At 71.6% G+C, this 18,491-nt stretch carries 20 protein-coding genes; 6 read left to right on the forward strand and 14 right to left on the reverse strand.

The window, feature by feature from the left end; translation table 11 throughout:
- Positions 1 to 25: 25 nt before the first annotated feature.
- Positions 26 to 649, forward strand: a complete 624-nt coding sequence (locus ACMCNN_RS28540) for a putative glycolipid-binding domain-containing protein (RefSeq protein ID WP_412743568.1) — start codon at positions 26 to 28, stop codon at positions 647 to 649.
- A 37-nt stretch (positions 650 to 686) separates the two neighbouring features.
- Here the strand turns inward: ACMCNN_RS28540 and ACMCNN_RS28545 are convergent, their stop codons facing one another.
- Both ACMCNN_RS28545 and ACMCNN_RS28550 read right to left on the reverse strand, forming a co-directional pair.
- Positions 687 to 1,778: a PLP-dependent cysteine synthase family protein gene (locus tag ACMCNN_RS28545; protein ID WP_412743569.1), complete on the reverse strand. Its 1,092-nt coding sequence runs from the start codon at positions 1,776 to 1,778 to the stop codon at positions 687 to 689.
- Positions 1,779 to 1,788: 10 nt separating this feature from the next.
- Entirely contained in the window at positions 1,789 to 2,238 is a 450-nt protein-coding gene (locus ACMCNN_RS28550) for an Lrp/AsnC family transcriptional regulator (protein ID WP_412743570.1), read from the reverse strand.
- Positions 2,239 to 2,519: 281 nt separating this feature from the next.
- On the opposite strand from ACMCNN_RS28550, the gene ACMCNN_RS28555 reads away from it, so the two are divergent.
- Positions 2,520 to 2,795: a BldC family transcriptional regulator gene (locus ACMCNN_RS28555; RefSeq protein WP_412743571.1), complete on the forward strand. Its 276-nt coding sequence runs from the start codon at positions 2,520 to 2,522 to the stop codon at positions 2,793 to 2,795.
- Between the two features lie 18 nt (positions 2,796 to 2,813).
- On the opposite strand, the gene ACMCNN_RS28560 is transcribed toward ACMCNN_RS28555, so the two are convergent.
- From ACMCNN_RS28560 to hemL, 11 genes are all read right to left on the reverse strand, one after another.
- Positions 2,814 to 3,437, reverse strand: coding sequence for a UbiX family flavin prenyltransferase (locus ACMCNN_RS28560; RefSeq protein ID WP_412743572.1), 624 nt, complete (start codon positions 3,435 to 3,437; stop codon positions 2,814 to 2,816).
- Between the two features lie 51 nt (positions 3,438 to 3,488).
- Positions 3,489 to 4,457: a menaquinone biosynthesis prenyltransferase MqnP gene (mqnP, locus tag ACMCNN_RS28565; protein ID WP_412743573.1), complete on the reverse strand. Its 969-nt coding sequence runs from the start codon at positions 4,455 to 4,457 to the stop codon at positions 3,489 to 3,491.
- Complete coding sequence (locus ACMCNN_RS28570; protein WP_412747309.1) at positions 4,454 to 5,914, reverse strand: menaquinone biosynthesis decarboxylase; 1,461 nt, start codon at positions 5,912 to 5,914, stop codon at positions 4,454 to 4,456. The genes mqnP and ACMCNN_RS28570 overlap by 4 nt, the downstream gene beginning before the upstream one ends.
- A gap of 88 nt (positions 5,915 to 6,002) precedes the next feature.
- A complete protein-coding gene (locus ACMCNN_RS28575; RefSeq protein WP_412743574.1) occupies positions 6,003 to 6,941 on the reverse strand; it encodes a hypothetical protein in 939 nt (312 codons plus the stop codon).
- The gene (locus ACMCNN_RS28580) at positions 6,934 to 7,443 is read right to left on the reverse strand and encodes an RNA polymerase sigma factor (RefSeq protein ID WP_412743575.1); all 510 of its coding nucleotides are present in this window, start codon (positions 7,441 to 7,443) and stop codon (positions 6,934 to 6,936) included. The genes ACMCNN_RS28575 and ACMCNN_RS28580 overlap by 8 nt, the downstream gene beginning before the upstream one ends.
- Before the next feature lie 189 nt (positions 7,444 to 7,632).
- Positions 7,633 to 8,640, reverse strand: coding sequence for a c-type cytochrome biogenesis protein CcsB (gene ccsB, locus ACMCNN_RS28585; protein WP_412743576.1), 1,008 nt, complete (start codon positions 8,638 to 8,640; stop codon positions 7,633 to 7,635).
- Positions 8,640 to 10,259, reverse strand: coding sequence for a cytochrome c biogenesis protein ResB (locus tag ACMCNN_RS28590; RefSeq protein WP_412743577.1), 1,620 nt, complete (start codon positions 10,257 to 10,259; stop codon positions 8,640 to 8,642). The genes ccsB and ACMCNN_RS28590 overlap by 1 nt, the downstream gene beginning before the upstream one ends.
- On the reverse strand, positions 10,256 to 11,293 hold the full coding sequence (locus ACMCNN_RS28595) for a cytochrome c biogenesis CcdA family protein (protein WP_412743578.1): 1,038 nt from the start codon (positions 11,291 to 11,293) through the stop codon (positions 10,256 to 10,258). The genes ACMCNN_RS28590 and ACMCNN_RS28595 overlap by 4 nt, the downstream gene beginning before the upstream one ends.
- Positions 11,293 to 11,847: a TlpA family protein disulfide reductase gene (locus tag ACMCNN_RS28600; protein ID WP_412743579.1), complete on the reverse strand. Its 555-nt coding sequence runs from the start codon at positions 11,845 to 11,847 to the stop codon at positions 11,293 to 11,295. Before ACMCNN_RS28600 ends, ACMCNN_RS28595 begins: the two co-directional genes overlap by 1 nt.
- Position 11,848: 1 nt before the next feature.
- Positions 11,849 to 12,502 carry a histidine phosphatase family protein gene (locus ACMCNN_RS28605; protein ID WP_412743580.1) on the reverse strand — a complete coding sequence of 218 codons (654 nt, stop codon included), beginning with the start codon at positions 12,500 to 12,502 and terminating at the stop codon, positions 11,849 to 11,851.
- Positions 12,499 to 13,833, reverse strand: a complete 1,335-nt coding sequence (gene hemL / locus ACMCNN_RS28610; RefSeq protein WP_412743581.1) for a glutamate-1-semialdehyde 2,1-aminomutase — start codon at positions 13,831 to 13,833, stop codon at positions 12,499 to 12,501. The genes ACMCNN_RS28605 and hemL overlap by 4 nt, the downstream gene beginning before the upstream one ends.
- Positions 13,834 to 13,959: 126 nt before the next feature.
- On the opposite strand from hemL, the gene ACMCNN_RS28615 reads away from it, so the two are divergent.
- Positions 13,960 to 14,298, forward strand: a complete 339-nt coding sequence (locus ACMCNN_RS28615; RefSeq protein ID WP_412743582.1) for an STAS domain-containing protein — start codon at positions 13,960 to 13,962, stop codon at positions 14,296 to 14,298.
- Here the strand turns inward: ACMCNN_RS28615 and ACMCNN_RS28620 are convergent.
- Positions 14,270 to 14,440, reverse strand: coding sequence for a helix-turn-helix domain-containing protein (locus ACMCNN_RS28620; RefSeq protein ID WP_412743583.1), 171 nt, complete (start codon positions 14,438 to 14,440; stop codon positions 14,270 to 14,272). The genes ACMCNN_RS28615 and ACMCNN_RS28620 overlap by 29 nt on opposite strands.
- A 398-nt stretch (positions 14,441 to 14,838) precedes the next feature.
- On the opposite strand from ACMCNN_RS28620, the gene ACMCNN_RS28625 reads away from it, so the two are divergent.
- The 3 genes from ACMCNN_RS28625 to ACMCNN_RS28635 all read left to right on the forward strand — a co-directional run bounded on the left by ACMCNN_RS28625 (position 14,839) and on the right by ACMCNN_RS28635 (position 18,359).
- Positions 14,839 to 15,078, forward strand: a complete 240-nt coding sequence (locus tag ACMCNN_RS28625) for a GntR family transcriptional regulator (RefSeq protein WP_412743584.1) — start codon at positions 14,839 to 14,841, stop codon at positions 15,076 to 15,078.
- A gap of 144 nt (positions 15,079 to 15,222) precedes the next feature.
- A complete protein-coding gene (locus tag ACMCNN_RS28630) occupies positions 15,223 to 17,616 on the forward strand; it encodes a GH92 family glycosyl hydrolase (protein ID WP_412743585.1) in 2,394 nt (797 codons plus the stop codon).
- 383 nt (positions 17,617 to 17,999) lie between these two features.
- Complete coding sequence (locus tag ACMCNN_RS28635) at positions 18,000 to 18,359, forward strand: SdpI family protein (RefSeq protein WP_412743586.1); 360 nt, start codon at positions 18,000 to 18,002, stop codon at positions 18,357 to 18,359.
- Positions 18,360 to 18,491: the final 132 nt, after the last annotated feature.

The following is an 18,491-nucleotide window of genomic DNA, read 5'->3' on the forward strand; positions in this document are numbered from 1 at the left end:
TCCGGCGGACGGCTACCGTCCACTCATGTCGCCTCTTGCCGGGTCGCTGTTCTGGGAGCGCCGCGACACCTCGGGCGCCGAGCACACCCTCGTGGACACTCACCTAGGCCTGTACGCGCGCGGCACCGCCACGGCGGTCGACCCGATCCCGTACACCTGCCGCTACGAGCTGCAGACCGATCCGGGATGGGTCAGCGCCTGGATCGACGTGGCCACCGAGGGCGCCGGCTGGGCCCGTACGCTCAAGCTCGAACTGGCCGCCGGGCGCTGGCGGGTGACCACCGCCGAGCAGGGTGACCTCGACGGCGCCCTGACCGCCGCCGGCCATGCCGGTGCCGGTCAGCCCGGCACGGAGGAACCCGACCTGCTGTACGGCGCGTTCGACGTCGATCTGGGCTGCTCCCCGCTGACCAACACCCTGCCGATCCGGCGCCTGGGCCTGCTGAAGGCCGAGCCGGGGGTGGCGCACCGGCTGAGCGTCGCGTGGGTGCTGGTGCCCAGCCTGGAGGTGGTGCAGGCGGATCAGATCTACACGCCGGTGGGTGGGGGGACGGTCCGCTTCGCCACGGAGACGTTCAGCGCGGACCTGAGCGTGGACGACGACGGCTTCGTGACGGACTACCCGGGGCTGGCCCGGCTGGTCCGCTGAGCCCGACCCGCCTCCCCGACACCGGCGAGAGGCGGCCTCAGGACGGCCAGGTGCCGTCGCGGAGGAAGCGGTCGATGACGGCGCGGGGTTCGGTCAGGTCGATGGCCTGGGCCTCGACCCAGGCGTCGGAGTAGTAGGTGTCGGCGTACCGTTCGCCGCCGTCGCAGATGAGGGTGACCACCGAGCCGGTACACCCGGCCGCCCGCATCTCGGCGATGAGCGCGAACGCCCCCCACAGGTTGGTGCCGGTGGAGCCGCCGACCCGGCGGCCCAGGACGTCCGAGCCCGCCCGCATGGCGGCCAGCGACGCGGCGTCCGGCACGGGCACCATCCGGTCGACGACCGCCGGCTGGAACGACGGCTCGACCCGGGGGCGGCCGATGCCCTCGATGCGCGAGCCGCGGCCGGTGTCGACGCTCCAGTCACCGGACAGGTACGCGGGCCAGAACGCCGAACCCTCCGGATCCACCACGCACAGCTTGGTGGGGTACCGGCGGTACCGGGCGTACCGGCCGATGGTGGCGCTGGTGCCGCCGGTGCCCGCGCCCACCACGATCCAGGTCGGTACGGGATGCCGTTCGAGCTGCAGCTGGGCGTAGATCGACTCGGCGATGTTGTTGTTGCCGCGCCAGTCGGTCGCCCGCTCGGCGTGGGTGAACTGGTCCATGAAGTGGCCACCGAGGTCACCGGCGAGGCGCTGGGCCTCCGCCACCACCGCGGTCGGGTCGGCGACCAGGTGACACTTGCCGCCCTGGAACTCGATCAGCGAGATCTTCTCGTGCGAGGTCGAGGCGGGCATCACCGCGATGAACGGCAGCCCGAGCATCCGGGCGAAGTACGCCTCGCTGACCGCGGTGGAGCCCGAGGACGCCTCGACGATCGTGGTGTGCGGGCCGATCCAGCCGTTGCAGAGGGCGTACAGGAACAGGGAGCGGGCGAGGCGGTGCTTCAGCGAGCCGGTGGGGTGCGACGACTCGTCCTTGAGGTACAGGTCGATGCCCCATGCCGGGGGCAGCGGGAACGGCAGGAGGTGGGTGTCGGCGGAGCGGTTTGCGTCGGCCTCGACGATCGCGATGGCGTCCCGGGCCCATTGGCGTTCGGCGTCGTCACACCGGTCCATCTGCTGCATACGGGAGACGCTAGCCCAGGCTGGGCTGGGGGCGGTTCTCCCACTTGGTGGACAGGGCGATCGCCGTCCGGGTCGAGGCGACCCCGGGCGTCCGGTTCATGCGTACGATCAGCCGCTCCAGCTCGGCGATCGACGAGACCCGCACGATGAGCTGGTACGACTCGACACCGGCCATGAAGTAGCAGGACTCCACCTCGGGCATCTCCCGGACCGCGTTGAGCACGTCGTCGGTGTCGGCGCCGGAGTCCTCGATGATGCCGATCAGCGCCGTGACCCCCAGCCCGAGGGCATCATTGTCCACTTCGGCCCGGTACGCGCGGATCGTCCCGGCAGCCTCCAGCTTGCCGACCCGCTCGTGCACGGCGGGGGCGGAGAGGCCGACCTTGCGCGCCAGCTCCGCGTACGAGGAGCGGGCGTTGTCCCGCAGTAGGCCGATGAGGCGCAGGTCGATGGCGTCCATGGGGTCAGACCATAAACCGAGCGCCGCCCGAGCCGGCGGCGGCACCACCGTACGGGGTCGGCTCAGGCCCGGCTCGCCCGGCTCCTCACCTCACGCCCGGTAGTTGCCCGCGACCGTAGAAGCGAGCCAGGATAATGATCACTGTCGCAATCGGGGCTTTTTCCGCATTTCACGGACTTGCTGTTGGGGCGATGCTCTAATGGCTGTACGTCCCGATCGAGCTCGCCGACACTCACCGTGACCAACCGGCCGCTCCAGACAACGACGCCGAGGAGGGGGTTGTGGACACTGGAGATCGTCTGCTGACACCGGGCGAGGTGGCCGCTCTGTTCCGCGTCGACCCCAAGACGGTCACGCGGTGGGCCGCGGCCGGACGCATCGGCAGCATCCGTACTCCTGGTGGACACCGCCGGTTCCGCGAGTCCGAGGTCCGGGCGCTGCTGGAGGGCGACGGTGTGATCGAGGAAATGCGCGAGGACGACGCCGCCAACAAGCCCCGCAACGCGGGACCCACCAACCCCGGCGGCGCCTACGGCCCACCCAACGGCCTGCGCTGACGCGACTGCGTCGGCTGATCAGCGGCCGCCCAGCTCGCCGCTCCAGCGCCGGAACAGCGTGTGCGGCACTCCGGCCGCGTCCAGCACCTTGCCGGCCACGAAGTCGATCAGTTGCTCGGCGCTGGCCCGCGCCCCGGCCCCGTAGAAGCCGGGGCTGGCCGGCAGCACCACCGCACCCGCGTCGAGCAGGGCGATCAGGTGCTCCAGGTGGCTGCGGGTCACCGGGGTCTCCCGCGGCACCACCACGGTCGGGCGGCGCTCCTTCAGGCTCACCTCCGCCGCGCGTTGCAGCAGGTCCTTGGAGAGCCCGATGGCGATCCCGGCGCAGGCCGCCGTGCTGGCCGGGACGACGATCATCCCGCGGGCCGGGTAGGAGCCGCTGCTCGGCCCGGCGGCCAGGTCGATCGCCGGCCAGTAGACCAGATCCGCCCCGGCCAGGTCGCGGCCCAGCCAGTGGGCGACGTCGTCCTTCCAGTGCGCGTCGCGGACCGTGGCATCGGTCTCGTCCAGCAGCGTCAGCCGGGCCGCCCGGGAGATGACCAGGTCGACCGCTTCACCGGCGTCCAGCAGCCCACCGAGCACCGCACGGGCATACGGCGTGCCCGAGGCCCCGGAGACGCCGACGATCCATGGAGTCCGCACGCTCCCAGCATGCCCGCCGCCGAACCCGATCGGACCAGCGGGCGGCGGGCGTCACATGGGGGCTGCCGCCGTGAAGGTGATCAGCCGGTCGGCGAGCACGAGGTCGAGCAACGCGAACAGGAACAGCGCGATGCCGACGAAGCCGTTCGCCGTGAAGAACGCCCGGTTGACCTTGGACAGGTCGTCCGGGGTGACCACCACGTGCTGGTAGATGAACGCCACAGCGGTCAGCGCCAGCCCGATCCACCACAGCCGCCCCAGCCCGACCAGGTGCCCGAACCAGACGAACAGCGCGAACGTGACGATGTGGGTGAGCGTGGACAGCAGCAGCGCGGCACGTACACCGAACCGCGCCGGGACCGAGTGCACCCCGATCTGCCTGTCGATCTCCGCATCCTGGCAGGCGTAGATGAGGTCGAAGCCGCCGATCCACAGACCCACCGCGGCCCCGAGCACCCACGCCGGTCCCGAGCCCGCGAATGTGCCGGTCACCGCCACCCAGGCGCCGACCGGCGCCACGGCCTGCGCCAGCGCCAGCACGTAGTGCGGGAAGTTCGTGAACCGCTTCGCGTACGGGTAGACGATCAGCGGGAGCACGGCCAGGGGCGACAGCAGCAGGCACAGCGGGTTGAGCAGGGCCGCCGAGGCGAACAGCACGGCCAGGGAGAGCGCCGCGCCGGTCCAGGCCGTCCGCAGGCTCACCGCCCCGGTGACCAGTTCGCGATTCTGCGTACGCGGGTTGAGCGCGTCGATCTTTCGGTCGAGGATCCGGTTCGCGGCCATGGCGAAGGTGCGCCCGGAGACCATCGCCACCGTGATCAGCAGCAGGTCGCGCCAGTGCACGCCACTGCTGATCACCCGAGGGAGGTGCAGCCCCGCCAGCTCGGCCGGCACCGCCATCGCCACCAGCGCCGACAGGTAGGCGAACGGCAGCGCGAACACCGAATGCTCGATGGCGACCAGTCGCAGGAAGGACCTGATCCGGCCCGGCTTCTCCGGGGTCGGCGCGACCGCCGTCATATGCCGTACTCCTTCCAGCGCTTGTCGACCAGCGCGACCACCTCGGGCGACATCGTCATCTCGTCGGGCCAGCCGCGCGTGTAGCCCTCGGTCGGCAGCTTACGGGTGGCGTCGATGCCCGCCTTGCCGCCCCAGAACTGCTGGTAGGAGGCGTGGTCGAGGTGGTCGACGGGGCCCTGGGTGAGCACCAGGTCGCGGTCGTAGTCGACGTTGCCGAACGCGCGGAACGCCACCTCGTGGTAGTCGTGGACGTCGCAGTCGTCGTCCACCACCACGATCAGCTTGGACAGCGACATCAGGTGCGCGCCCCAGATCGCGTTCATCACCTTCTGCGCGTGCTTCGGGTAGCGCTTGCGGATCGACACGATGACGCAGTTGTGGAAGACCCCGGCCGCGGGCATGTCGTAGTCGACGATGTCGGGGATCATCATGCGCAGCAGCGGCAGGAAGATCCGCTCGGTGGCCTTGCCGAGCCCGTGGTCCTCCTGCGGCGGCTTCGACGTGACGATGGAGTGATAGATCGGGTCCCGCCGCATCGTCATCGCCTCGATGTGCAGCACCGGGAACGGCTCCACCGGGGTGTAGAAGCCGGTGTGGTCGCCGAACGGCCCCTCCGGCATCCGCTCCCCCGGCTCCAGGTAGCCCTCCAGCACGATCTGCGCCTGCGCGGGGACCTGCAACGGGACGGTGAGGCAGTCGACCATCTCGACCCGCTCGCCGCGCAGGAACCCGGCGAACAGGTACTCGTCGATGTCGCTGGGCAGTGGGGCGCTGGCGGCGTAGCTGACCACCGGGTCGCAGCCGATCGCCACGGCGACCGGCAGCCGCTGCCCGAGGCGCTCCGCGACCGCGTGGTGCGCGGTGGAGTCCTTGTGGATCTGCCAGTGCATGCCCAGCGTGTTGTGCGAGTGCTGTTGGAGCCGGTAAAGCCCCAGGTTGCGCTTGCCGGTCTCGGGGTGCTTGGTGTGGGTCAGCCCGAAGTTGTGGAAGACGCCGCCGTCGCCGGGCCACACCTGCAGCCCGGGCAGCAGGTTCAGGTCCACTTCGTCGCCCTTGAGCACGACCTCCTGGCAGGGGGCTGACTTCACCTTCTTCGGCGGGACGGACTTGAGCTGCAGCACCTTGCCCAGGCCCTCGCGGATGCCGGACCAGCCGACCGGCAGCTCCGGCTTGACCAGCGCGCCGATCCGGTCGCCGACCTCGTCCAGGGACTCGACGCCGAGCGCCATCGCGGTGCGCCGCTCGGTGGCGAACAGGTTGATCGCGAGCGGCATCCCACCGCGGGTGGGCCGCTCGAACAACAGCGCCGGACCGCCCGCGCGCACCGTCCGGGTTACGACCTCGCTGACCTCCAGCGTCGGATCGACCGGCACCCCGACCCGCCGCAGCTCACCGGCGCCCTCAAGGGCGGCGAGGAAACTCTGCAGATCCGGGTACGGGAAGCCACGCGCAGCCATGGTCACCAGTCTTGCGTACGGCTACGACAGTCGCCGCCGGGGGCAGCCGGTTGCGGTGTTCCCGGCCGCCCCGAGCGGTCGTCTCCCCCTACCCGAGCCAGTTCTCCACGCGCTGCGCGGCCTGCCGGGTCAGCGGTGTGGTTTCCGCGGGATCCACCGAGGCGCCCTCCCAACCCTGGAAGTCCAGCACCGTCACCGTCTCCCCGAACCGCACCACGGCCGTACGGGCCCGATGCTCGCCGGCACCGAACTCGCCCGGCGCCACGTCGACGACGCAGACGCGCTCCAGCAGCGCCGCCTCGTCACCGAGGTTCGGGTCGGCCAGCAGCTGCAGCCGGCAGGTCACGTCGCCCTTGACCGTCTTCGGGCAGGCGCGCACCGCGGCCCTGAACTCGCGGACGTAATCCACCGCGGGGCCACGGCCGCGGACGTAGTCCGCCGCACCGCCGTTGCCGTACACGCTGATCGTCTGCTGGACGGTGCCGTCGGGCACGTTGTCGGACGGGGTGTTCGGGCCCTTGTAGAGGACATGCATGGTCCGGCGCTGCTGGAGAACGTCTTCGCCGGGCATCCGCGCGCCGCACAGATCCGGCAGCATGTCCTCCGAATCCACCGGGTACGGCTTCGGTCCGTGCGTCTCGGACGCGGTGAGGAATGCCCGGTCCGGCACTTTCGAGCCGACCGGAGTCCGGCTGGTCGGCGGCGTCGGGTCGCTCGGCGTGGTGCCGGTCGGCTTGGTGCTGGTCGACGGGGTCGGGTCGACCGGCGGTGGCACGGCCGTCGTGCTCGGCGGCGTGGTCACCGGGGTGCTGGTGGCCGGCAGGTGTGGTGCCGTCGGCCCCGCGGAGAACAGCCACCGCCCGCTCGTGGCCGTGCCGCCGACCACCAGGGCGACCGCGAGCGTCGCCACCACCGCCCGGGTCCGGGCCCGACGGTCCGTGCGGGTACGCAGTTCCGCGGCGGGCGCCACCGTCAGCAGGTCCGCGTCGGCCGCCAGCGCGGCGAACTTCTCGTCGAGCTCAGACATCGTTCCCCTCCAGAATCCGACCGTGGTGGGCCTCGCTGAGCTGGGCGGCCAGGGCCGCGCGACCACGCGACAGCCAAGACTTGACCGTGCCTTCGGCGGCCCCGGTCTCGCGGGCGATGGCGTCGACCGACATGTCGAACAGGTAGTGCAGCGCGACCGCCTGCCGGTGCGCCGCCGGAAGCTTCCGCAGTGCCGCGGTGAGCAGCACCGTGTTCTCGCTGGGTGGCGCGATCGGTGGCGGCGGCCCGGTACGCGACAGCACGCCGCGCCAGGCGGTCAGCCGGCGAAACCGGTCGGTGGCCAGCCGGGACATGGTGAGCCGGACCCACGCCTCGGGCGCGGGGTGGGCGGCGACCGTACGCCAGTGCCGCCAGGCCTTGGCGTACGCCTCCTGGACCAGGTCCTGGGCCTCGACAGCGTCGCCGGCCAGGGCGTAGCCGTAGCGCATCAGACGCGTCGACGTCTGGCGGTAGAACTCGTCGAAACTGTGGGCATCCCGCATGCGCGGCCCCGCTCCTCCCCGATCGGTGCGGCGGCCTCCCGACCGTCGCCATCCCGTTCACGAACGGGCAGGGATCAGGGTTGCAGCAGACGGCGAACTTTCTTCTGCGGCCTTTTCGGAGGTATCGGCGGAGCGCGCGCGGGGATTACCGAGCGGTTGGTGAGACGCCCGCCACAGCCCCTCTGGGGCCTACATGCCCGCGTTGGCGTACGAGTGCAGGCCCGAGAAGAACAGGTTGACGCCGAACAGGTTCATCAGCATCGTGACGAAGCCCAGCAGGGCGATCCAGGTGGCCGTGGTCCGCTTCACGCTCGGGGTGGCACGGGCGTGCAGGTAGCAGGCGTACACGACCCAGGAGATGAACGCCCACACCTCCTTGGGGTCCCAGCCCCAGTACCGGCCCCAGGACACCTCGGCCCACAGCGGCCCGGCGATCAGCGCGCCGAAGGTGAACAGCGGGAACGCGAACGCGTGCAGCCGGAACGTCAGCCGCTCCAGGGTGACCGCGGCGGGCACCCGCTTGCCCAGCGTGAACGGGAACGAACGTTTGCCCTGGTCGTAGCCGGTCTTGATGAGGAACATCGCGGCCGGGACCGCGCCGAACAGCAGGATGCCCGAGGCCAGGATGATTGTCGAGACGTGGATGACGAACCAGTACGAGTGCAGCGCGGGCACCAGCGGCCCCACCGGGGTGTACGCGACCAGACCCGCCGCGCCGAGCAGCACCACCAGGGTCAGCGTGACGAAGAGTCCGAGGTGACGGATGCCCGGTTTGCGGCTGAGCACGGCCAGCCAGGCGGCCGACCCGACGAAGGTGACCGAGAGGATGAACTCGTACATGTTGCCCCACGGCATCCGGTCCGCCGCGATCCCGCGCGTGACCAGGGTGCCCAGGTGGGCGGCGAGCGCCAGCGCGGTGATCGCGACGGCGATCCGGCCGAACAGCGCGCCGCGGTCCCGCGACCCGGCGGACGACGGCTCCGCGGCGGCGGGCGAGTCGGCGGCGGGCGAGTCGGCGGCGGGCGGCGCAGAGGTGGGGACGGGCGCACCGGCACCCACCAGCTGGCGGGCGGGGCGCGCCGCGGCCCGGCCGATGTGGCTGCGGTTGCCGAACGAGTACTCGGCGGCGTGGCACACCATCGCCGCCAGGTACGCCAGCACCGCGACCACCATGAGCTGATTCGACAACTCGGCCATCACGCCGTCCCTCCGCTCTGGACCGGCCGCCCGGCCGTGAGCTGCTCGAACTCGGCACCGAAGCCGGGATAGTCCGTGCGCGGCAGGCCACCGGCCTCCACCACGCTACCGTCGGCCGGGCCCGCGCCACCGGGCAGGGGCGAAACCCGGAACCAGACCCGGCGCCGGTGCCCGGCCAGCGACAACATCAGCCCGACCAGGCCCAGCACCGCGCCCGCCAGCACCAGCGACTGGGTGGGGTCGTAGCGCACGGACAGGGTGATGAACTGCCGGGTGCCGAGGAACTCCAGCTTCGTGCCGTCGTCCAGCGTCCAGCTCTCGCCGGGCTTGAGCCGCTGCGGGCGCTCCCCGCCGACACGCTTGAGCTGGCCCGTGTCGATCTGCGCGCGGTCCAGCGCGTACACCGAGCCGGGGATGCCCGCGTCCACCCCGAGGTCCCCCCGGTACGCGGTGAGGAACAGCACCGGGTCGTTCTCCGCCGGGAACGCCGAGGTCGCGCTGCCCTTCGCGTCGACCGTGGGCAGGTAGACGCCCTCGAAGCCGACCTGCAGGTTCGTGTCGCGCTTGTTCGTCTTCGGGTCGACGTTGGCGTCCGGGAACGTGGCGACGCCCTCACTGGTCAGCATGCCGTCGCGAGGTAGGAACGGGAACACGTTGGTCTGCTGCTGGCCGTACCGGTCGGTGTAGCGCAGGACCGGGGCGTAGCCGTGGCCGATCAGGTGCACGTTGGCGTGGTGCAGGCGCAGCGGGTCGTTGACCGCGAACGAGCGGGTCGACGTGTGGCCGTCCTGCTGCACGGCGACCGTGGCCCGGAACGACTTCGGCTGGCCGGTGGGCTGGTAGCTGGCGGAGAAACCGGTGAGCTGGAGGCAGAAGTCGGGCAGGTCGGCCGCGTCGACCCGCGGCCCCAGCGCCGAGTCGTCGAACTGGGTCACCGAGTTGCAGAACCCGGTGTCGGCGCCCTGCACGAGCAGGCGGCTGCCGTGCCAGCCGTACCAGGAGCCGAAGCCCACGCCGACCAGCACGGCCAGCAGGGCAAGGTGGAAGAGCAGGTTGCCGGTCTCCTTGAGGTAGCCCTTCTCGGCGGAGACCGTCACCACGCCGTCGGGGTGCTCGCGGACCACCGTCCGGAACCGGCGGCGGCGCAGGGACGCCGCGATCGCGGCGGCCGCCGCGGCGGGCTCGCTCGGCTCCTCGGCGGCCGCGGCGTGCTGGGGCAGCCGGTCGAGGCGGCGGGGCGCGTCCGGCGGGCGGGTACGCAGCGCGCGCAGGTGCTCCAGGAGGCGGGGCACCACGCAGCCGATCAGGGAGGTGAACAGCAGCAGGTAGATGGCGGCGAACCAGGGCGCCGCATACACGTCGAAGCCGCCCAGCCGATCCAGGACCGGGGCGAGCTGCGGGTGCGCGGCGAAGTACGCGGCGACCTGCCCCCTGTCCACGGGGCGCTGCGGCAGCACCGAGCCGGGCACCGCGGCCACCGCCAGCAGGAAGAGCAGCACCAGCGCCGTACGCATGCTGGTGAGCTGCCGCCAGGAGTTGCGCAGCATCACCCGGACCGGGTTGGGCCGCCGTGGCGGCGGCGCGGCCGACGGCGCGGGCCGCTGGTCGACCGCGGTCACAGCAGGGTCCCCGCGTCGAAGTCGAAGGTGGTCTGCAGCCAGATCAGGAAGTCGTTCCACCCGCCGGTGACCAGCACGAGACCGACCACGATGAGCAGCGCACCGCCGATCCGGGTCACCCACCGGCTGTTGCGGCGCACCGCGGCGAACACGCCGAGCAGCCGCCGGAAGAACAGCCCGAACAGCACGAACGGCAGCCCCAGCCCGATGCTGTAGGCGAGCGCGAGCACCACGGCGCGGTCCGTCTGCCCGCTCCTGGTCGCCAGCCCGAGCACCGCGCCCAGGGTGGGACCGGTGCACGGCATCCAGGAGAGGCCGAACAGCGCGCCGAGCACGGGGGCGCCGATCAGTCCCGCCGCGGGCAGCCGGTGGATGCGCACCTCCCGCTGCAGGCCCGGGACGAGGCCGAGGAACGCGAGGCCGAGCACGATGACCAGCACCCCGAGCACCATGTCGAGCGCTCGCTTGTGCGCCAGCATGGTCAGCCCGATGTTGGCGACCAGCGTGGCCAGCAGCGTGAAGACGGTGGCGAAGCCGAGCACGAACAACACAGTGCCGATCAGTACGCGGCCCCGCCCGCTCAGCCGCCCGGGCCGCTCCGGCGCCGCGACGGCGACGCCGCCATCCGCAACCGCCACCGTGCCGCCGTCGCCCACCATCGTGCCGCGCTCGACCGCCACCGTGCCGCCGTCGCCCACCATCGTGCCGCGCTCGACCGCCACCGCGCTCGACCGAGCGGCTCCGTCCGCGTCATCGCCACGGGCGGCCGTGCCGTTGACGCCCGCACGCGCATCGCCACCCGCTGCGGCGGCGGGGGCTTCCGGGGCGAGGGCCTTCGGGGCCGGGGCCTTCGGGGCGACGCCCAGGGCCGCGTCCAGGTCGGCGCCGGCGAGGCCGGTCACGTAGGACAGGTAGCCGGGCATCAGCGGCAGCACGCACGGGGACAGGAAGCTCACCAGACCCGCGAGAGCGGCCGCGCCGATCGCCAGGAGCATCGGCCCGCTGGCGGCGGCGTCGGCGAAGGCGGAACCCATCAGCCCGTCCCCTCGGCCGCGATCCGCTCGACGAGCGGCTGCAGTTCGCCGACCGTGGTGGCCCGGCGCAGCGCCACCGCGATCCGGCCCTGCCGATCCAGGATCAGGGTCGACGGTGTGCTGACCTGGGTCACGTCGAAGTTCAGCGCGACCTTGCCGTCGGGGTCGTACACGCTGGGGAAGCTCACCCGGCCCCGCTCGAACGCCAGCGCGGCGTCGCGGCCGTCCCGCGAGTTCACCCCGACGAACGTGACACCCTTGGCCTTCGTCGCCGTGTACGTCTGCTCCAGGTCGTCGGCCTCGGCCCGGCACGGGCTGCACCACGAACCCCAGAAGTTGACCACCACGACCTTGCCCCGGTCCTGGGAGACGTCGTACTTGGCGCCGTCGAGCAGCTCGCCGGTGACCTCACGGGCCACGGGCCGCTGCTGCGGGGTGCACTCGATGACGCCCTGCGGGCTGGTCGTGCACTTCTTTTCCCAGCTCTGCTCGCCGCAGCCGGTCAGCGCCGCCGCGGCGAGGGCGGCGGCCAGGACACCCGCGAACCGGCGCATGTCAGGCGCCCTTGGCGTTCCGGGCGCCCGGGGACATCGCGACCAGGTGGGCGGCGGGCTCGCGGTAGTCGATGCCGACCACTTTGGCGCCCTCGAACCGGAACGACGTGACGCTGGCCAGACCGCACTGGCGGCGGCGCGGGTCGTGCCACAGGCGCTTGCCCTCCACGTACCGGCGCAGGGTCCAGATCGGCAGCTGGTGGGAGACGCAGACAGCTTCGTGGCCCTCCGCCGCGACGCGGGCGGCCTGCAGCGCCTCGAACATGCGCTGGGCGATCACCAGATACGCCTCGCCCCAGGACGGGGTGATCGGGTTGCGCAGCACCCACCAGTTACGCGGGTCCCGCAGCGCGCCGTCGCCCACGGAGACCTGCTTGCCCTCGAAGAAGTTGCTGCTCTCGATGAGCCGGGTGTCCTTGGCGATCTCCAGGCCGTACTGGGCGGCGATCGGCTCGGCGGTCTCCTGGGCGCGCTCCAGCGGGCTCGCCACGACGTGCGTGACGTCGCGGTCGGCCAGCGCCTCGGCGTCGGCCTTGGCCATCTGGCGACCCAGCTCCGAGAGGTGGAAGTCGGGCAGGCGGCCGTACAGAATCTTGGTGGGGTTGTACACCTCGCCGTGCCGCACGACGTGCACGGTCGTCCGGGTCTCGGTCATGGGGTGCCTCCCGCGGCCGCCGCCCGGGCCGCGGGCGGCAGCGCCGCGGCGATCTGCTCCAGCGCCTCGTCGTCCAGCGCGGTGGAGACGAACCAGGACTCGAACGCGCTCGGCGGCAGGTAGACCCCGCGGGCCAGCAGCGCGTGGAAGAACGCCCGGAACGCGCCGGAATCCTGGGTCTTCGCTGCCTCGTAGTCGGTGACCTCGGCGTCCGTGAAGAAGACGGAGAACATGTTGCCCGCGTACGACAGGCGGTGCGGCACGCCCGCCGCGGTCAGCGCGCCGGAGGCGAGGCGGCCCACGGTGTCGGCCAGCGCGTCGAGGCGCTGGTAGGTGGCGTCGTCGGCCAGCCGCAGGGACGCCAGCCCGGCCGCGCAGGCCAGCGGGTTACCCGACAGCGTCCCGGCCTGGTAGACCGGACCGGCCGGGGCGAGGCGGGACATGATCTCGGCCCGGCCACCGAATGCCGCCGCCGGGAGACCGCCGCCCATCACCTTCCCGTACGTGAAGAGGTCGGCGTCGACCGGGTCGAGGGCGGCCCAGCCGCCCGGGGAGACCCGGAAGCCGGTCATCACCTCGTCGACGATGAGCAGTGCGCCGTGTGCGTGGGCCAGCTCGGCGAGGCGCTGGTTGAAGCCCTTGCGCGGGGCCACGACGCCCATGTTGCCGGGCGCCGCCTCGGTGATCACCGCGGCGATCGCGTCGCCCTCCGCGGCGAAGGCCGCCTCGACCGCCGCCTCGTCGTTGTACGGCAGCACGATCGTCTCGCCCGCCGCCGCGCCGGTGACCCCCGGCGAATCGGGCAGCCCCAGCGTCGCCACCCCGGAACCGGCGGCGGCCAGCAGCGCGTCCACGTGGCCGTGGTAGCAGCCCGCGAACTTAATGATCTTGGGCTTGCCGGTGTAGCCCCGAGCCAGCCGGATCGCCGTCATGGTGGCCTCGGTGCCCGAGTTGACCAGGCGGACCTGCTCCACCGGGGTACGCCGGACGATCTCCTCGGCCAGTGCCACCTCCCCGGCCGTCGGCGTGCCGAAGCTGGTGCCGTGGGCCGCCGCGGCCTGCACCGCGGCCACGATCTCGGGATGCGCGTGGCCGTGGATCAGCGGGCCCCACGAGCAGACGAGATCCACATACCGGCGGCCGTCGGCGTCGAACAGCCACGGGCCCTGCCCGCGCTCCATGAAGCGGGGCGTGCCGCCGACCGCCCGGAACGCGCGCACGGGCGAATTCACCCCGCCCGGCACGATGGCACGGGCGCGGTCGAACAGGGCCTGGGAGGCCGGGGCGTCATCCGGGTACGGATACGCGTCGGCGCGAGTTGAGGTGGTCACAGCGCCACCATTCTGTCAGCGCCCCCCGACATCCGTCCGCCCAGCCCCGGGGCGAGGTTGTGCACATCACCGGAGCGCGGCCGCGCCGACGGGCTCCGTCCGTACCGAAACGATAGGGTGGCCTGCGTGGAGCGGCCGGAGCTTTCCATCGCGGTCCAGCGCGCCCCCGACGAGGTCGTCTTCCACCTCGCCGGGGAGATCGACGTGCTCACGGTCAGCCGCCTGTCGACCATGGTGACCGAGGAGCTGTCGGACCCACCCGCCCGGATCGTCCTCGACCTGGCCGGGGTGACGTTCTGCGACTCGCAGGGCCTGGGCACCCTGGTCGTGCTCAGCCGCAAGGCCCAGCACGCGCGGGCGCTGCTCACGCTGGCCAACGTCGGGGACTTCCTGCTGCGCGTCCTCGACATCACGGGCCTGCGCAGCGCCCTCATGATCAGCAGCGCCCAGCAACCCTTGCCCTGAGTCGGGCGCAGGTCGATTCAGGCCCGGGCGTTTCCAGCACGGGCACGGTCCCGCCGACCTCGAAACGAGCGACAGCGGACTGGATCATGCCCGACGCCCTCGCCAGCTCCGGCTGGCTCCAGCCCCGGCGCTCGCGCAGCAACAGCTCTTGCCTTGACGTCGGTGTGAGGGCCTAGCGTCGGCGAGGACGAAAGGGCTTTCGCGATGCTGATCGGTGAGCTGGCCGACTCTTCTCAAGGGCGGTGTCGTCACCGGGTCGATCGTCGGCGCCCGCCCCAAGTCCTACCTGCGCAACGCCCTGCAGGAGCGCACTGCGCCGTACGCGAACCGCTGATCTCGCTCGGTTCATCACTACGCGGCTCCATGCCACCGGCCCGGGTGTCCGATACCGCTGGAAACCCGGGCCGGCTGCCTTCCGGATCCGATCCGGCTTGGTGGGCCCACGCTGCCCGGCCATCCCGGGCACCATCGCGCCTTGAGAAGAGAGGCTATTGCACGAAGTGAGGGAAGTGAAGGTTTCGAGGATGATCAACTAGTGGAGTGTCCGAGGAAGAGTTCAAGCTGCCGCCGAGCTATCGCGAGATAGCCGAGATCATCACGGCAGAGATCGACAAGGGAACGTACCCGTACGGGAGCAGGCTTCCGAGCACTGCCGAGCTCGCCCACGAATTCGACGTGTCTGTCGCCACCGTCGAACGCGCCATGCGACTGCTCGCACAGGCAGGCACAATCGTCGGCGGGCAGGGGCTCGGCCGGTTCGTCACCAGGCGTCCCGCGTAGATGGTCGCGCACCGGAATCTCTGATGGTCAGGTCGCGACACCGATCCGCCAGCCAGCCGTTCCGCAAAGTTTGGTTCATGCTGATTGATCCCTCGAGAGCCGGTCGTAGGGTCGGGCGACGCTCCGGGAGGGTGGCCGATGTCGATGTCCCGCGCTCGTACCCTGTTGTCCGCGACCGTGGGGTCGATCCTCGCGGTGACGCTCACGGCCGCCGTGCCGGTAGCCGCCGCGCCCGTCCCGTTCGCCGAGGATCCGGCCGGGTACGTCGACCCGTTCGTCGGCAGCACCCATGGGGGCAACACCTGGCCGGGGGCGACGCGGCCATTCGGCATGATCGCGTGGAGCCCGACCAGCACCACGGGCGATCAGACCAGCACCGGCGCGGCCAACGGGTACGAGTACAACGTCACCAGGGTGCGCGGGTTCAGCCTGACCCACGTCAACGGTGCCGGGTGCAATCCGGGCGCGGCCGGGGACGTGCCGATCATGCCGTACGTGGGAAACGTCGACACGTCGCCGACCGCGGACACCAGGGACGCCAAGTACGCGGCCACGTTCGCGCATGCGCACGAGTCGGCGAGCCCCGGGCGGTACCGCGTCACGCTGGACTCCGGTGCCGGTGTGGATCTCGCGGTGAGTACCCGCGCGGGCATCGGCGACTTCACGTTCCCGGCGGGCTCCCCGGCCAACCTGCTGTTCCGCACGTCCAACTCGCTCAACGGCAGCGAGGACGCCGAGCTCACCATCGACGCCGCCACCCGTACGGTCAGCGGGTCGGTGTTGACCGGAGGGTTCTGCGGCAGGCGGGGTAACGGCGGCGGCGCCAGCAACCCCAACCGGCGCTCGTACTACCGGCTGTACTTCAGTGCCGTGTTCGACCGGGACTTCGCGCGGACCGGCACGTGGAAGGACGCGACGCTCACGCCCGGCGGCACCACCGCCACCGGCGGGGAGGGCTACCTGACCGGCGCCGACCGGGCCGGGCGCGGCTCCGGCGGGTGGGTCGGCTTCGACACCGGCACCGACGTACGGATGCGCATCGGCATCTCGTACGTGAGCCTGGCCGGAGCCGCCGCCAACCGCGACGCCGAGGTGCCCGCGGCCGCGACCGTCGAGTCGGTCGCGGCCGCGACGCGTGCCGCCTGGAACACCGAGCTCGGCCGGATCCGGGTGGGCGGTGGCACCCCGGCCCGGACGACCGCGTTCTACACCGCCGTCTACCACGCGCTCATGCAGCCGCAGACCCTGAACGACCTGGACGGGCGGTATCTCGGCGCCGACATGCAGGTCCACGCGCTGCACGCCGGGCAGCGGGCGGCCTACGGCACGTTCTCCGGCTGGGACCAGTACCGGGCGCAGATCCAGCTCCTGGCGATCCTGCGGCCCGACGTGGCCGGGGACATGGCGCAGTCGATGATGGACTTCGCCGCGCAGAACCGGGGCATCTGGGACCGGTGGCTGCATCTCGGTGCCCCGACGCACGTGATGACCGGTGACCCGGCGGCGCCGACGTTGGCCACCTTCAGCGCGATGGGGGTGCCGGACGTCCCCGGTGCGCTCGATTCGCTGGTCCGGCAGGCGACCGTGCAGAACCCGGATGCACTGTCCGACATCGGCTGCCCGGGGCAATGCCTGGGCCAGCGGCCGGGCCTGGACACGTATCTGGCACACCGGTATGCCCCCAACGACACCTGCCATTGCTGGGGTGGTGCCGCCGAAACCCTCGAAGACTCGCTCGCCGACTTCTCGCTGGCGATGTGGGCGCAGCGCGCCGGGCGTACCGACCTGTATCAGCAGTTCCTGCCGCGCGGCGACTTCTGGCGGAACACCTTCGACACCGCGCTCGGCTACCAGGTGGCGCGCCGCGCGGACGGGAGCTGGCAGAGCGGCTTCACGCCCTCGACCGACGTCGGCTTCGCGCAGGGGTCCAGCGCCACGTACACGTGGATGGTTCCGCAGGACGTGTCGGGGCTGGCCACGCTCATGGGTGGCCGGACGGCGGCGGCCACCCGGCTCGACGGTTTCTTCCACGACGAGAACGGCAACTGGGCGGTCCTCGGCGGCAACGCGCTGCGCTACGACCCGACGAACGAGCCGGGCATCCACGCGCCGTGGCTGTACAACGGGCTCGGGCAGCCGTGGAAGACGCAGGCGACGGTGCGCCGGATCGTGGACACCGCGTACGGCACGGGCCCGGCCGGGCTGCCCGGCAACGACGACCTCGGCACGATGAGCGCCTGGTACGTGTTCGCGGCCATCGGCCTGTTCCCGCAGGTCCCGGGACGGGCGGAGCTGCTGCTCGGCAGCCCGGTGTTCACCCGGGTGGAGATCGACCGCGGCAACGGCGTACGGCTGACCGTGACCGCGACGGGCACCGACACGTACGTCCAGGGCGTGCAGCTCGACGGGGCTGCGCTGAGCAGGTCCTGGCTGCCGGAGTCGTTCGTCCAGCGTGGTGGGACGGTGGCGTTCGCGCTCGGCACGACGCCGAACCAGACGTGGGCCACCGCCGAGGCCGACCTGCCGAGGGACCACTGATCCAGATTGCCGAGGTGCCATTTCTGCCGGCAGACCCCGATGACCCCGCACATGGCGGATGGCGGATTGATCGACCTGTCCCAGAATTGGCGTCGCCGGCTGATGGTGGCGGTGCTCGCGGTAGTGGCGTCCGGATACCGGCCGCGGTGGACCGCCCTGCCGCACGCGTGGGTGGCGTTCTCCATCGGCAACAGCATCGCCCTGCCGGACGGCGGCGAATCCGTTGCCAAGATCATTACACTGCTGATCATTCCGCGCTGTCTCGCGGATGACCGGGTCCGGCAGTGGCAGACGGCGCGCCGGCCGCTGGCGCCGACGTTCAGAAGCATCTCGTTCGTCGCGTTCAGGGCGGTACGCGTGCAGACACCGATAGGAGTTGCCCCTTGGCACTCGTCCTCGCCGTCGTCATCGCGGTTTCCTTCACCATCGTGGCCGCGGCGGTTCTCATCCTCGCCCGACTCGTCGATACCGGCAGCCTCGGCCGGAATTCGGCCTTCGGCATCCGTACCAGCAGCACGAAGCGCAACGACCAGGCATGGAAGGCCGGCCACCGTGCGGCCCAGCCGCTCACCCGCGCCCTCGGCATCACCCTTCTCGTGCTGGCGGTGGCCGTCATCGGCCTGGGGATCACGGGTTCCACGGCGGCAGTGGCAGCCGCCTCCGTCGTCGGCTACCTCATCGTGTTCGTCATGCTGGGGATGGTGGTCCGCCGGGCGAACGCCGCGGCGCGCGCAGCCGACTGACCCGACCTCGATGGGGGCGGCGGCACGGCGATGGTGCGTCGGTGGCGATGTCTGGGCCGGTCCAGTGCAGCGCCCGGACCGCATCGTCGGGGTTTGCGTGAATCTGGCGAGGTAGAACATTCCGTTCTACAC

It is taken from the genome of Krasilnikovia sp. MM14-A1004 (assembly GCF_047159485.1).
Lineage (GTDB): Bacteria > Actinomycetota > Actinomycetes > Mycobacteriales > Micromonosporaceae > Actinoplanes.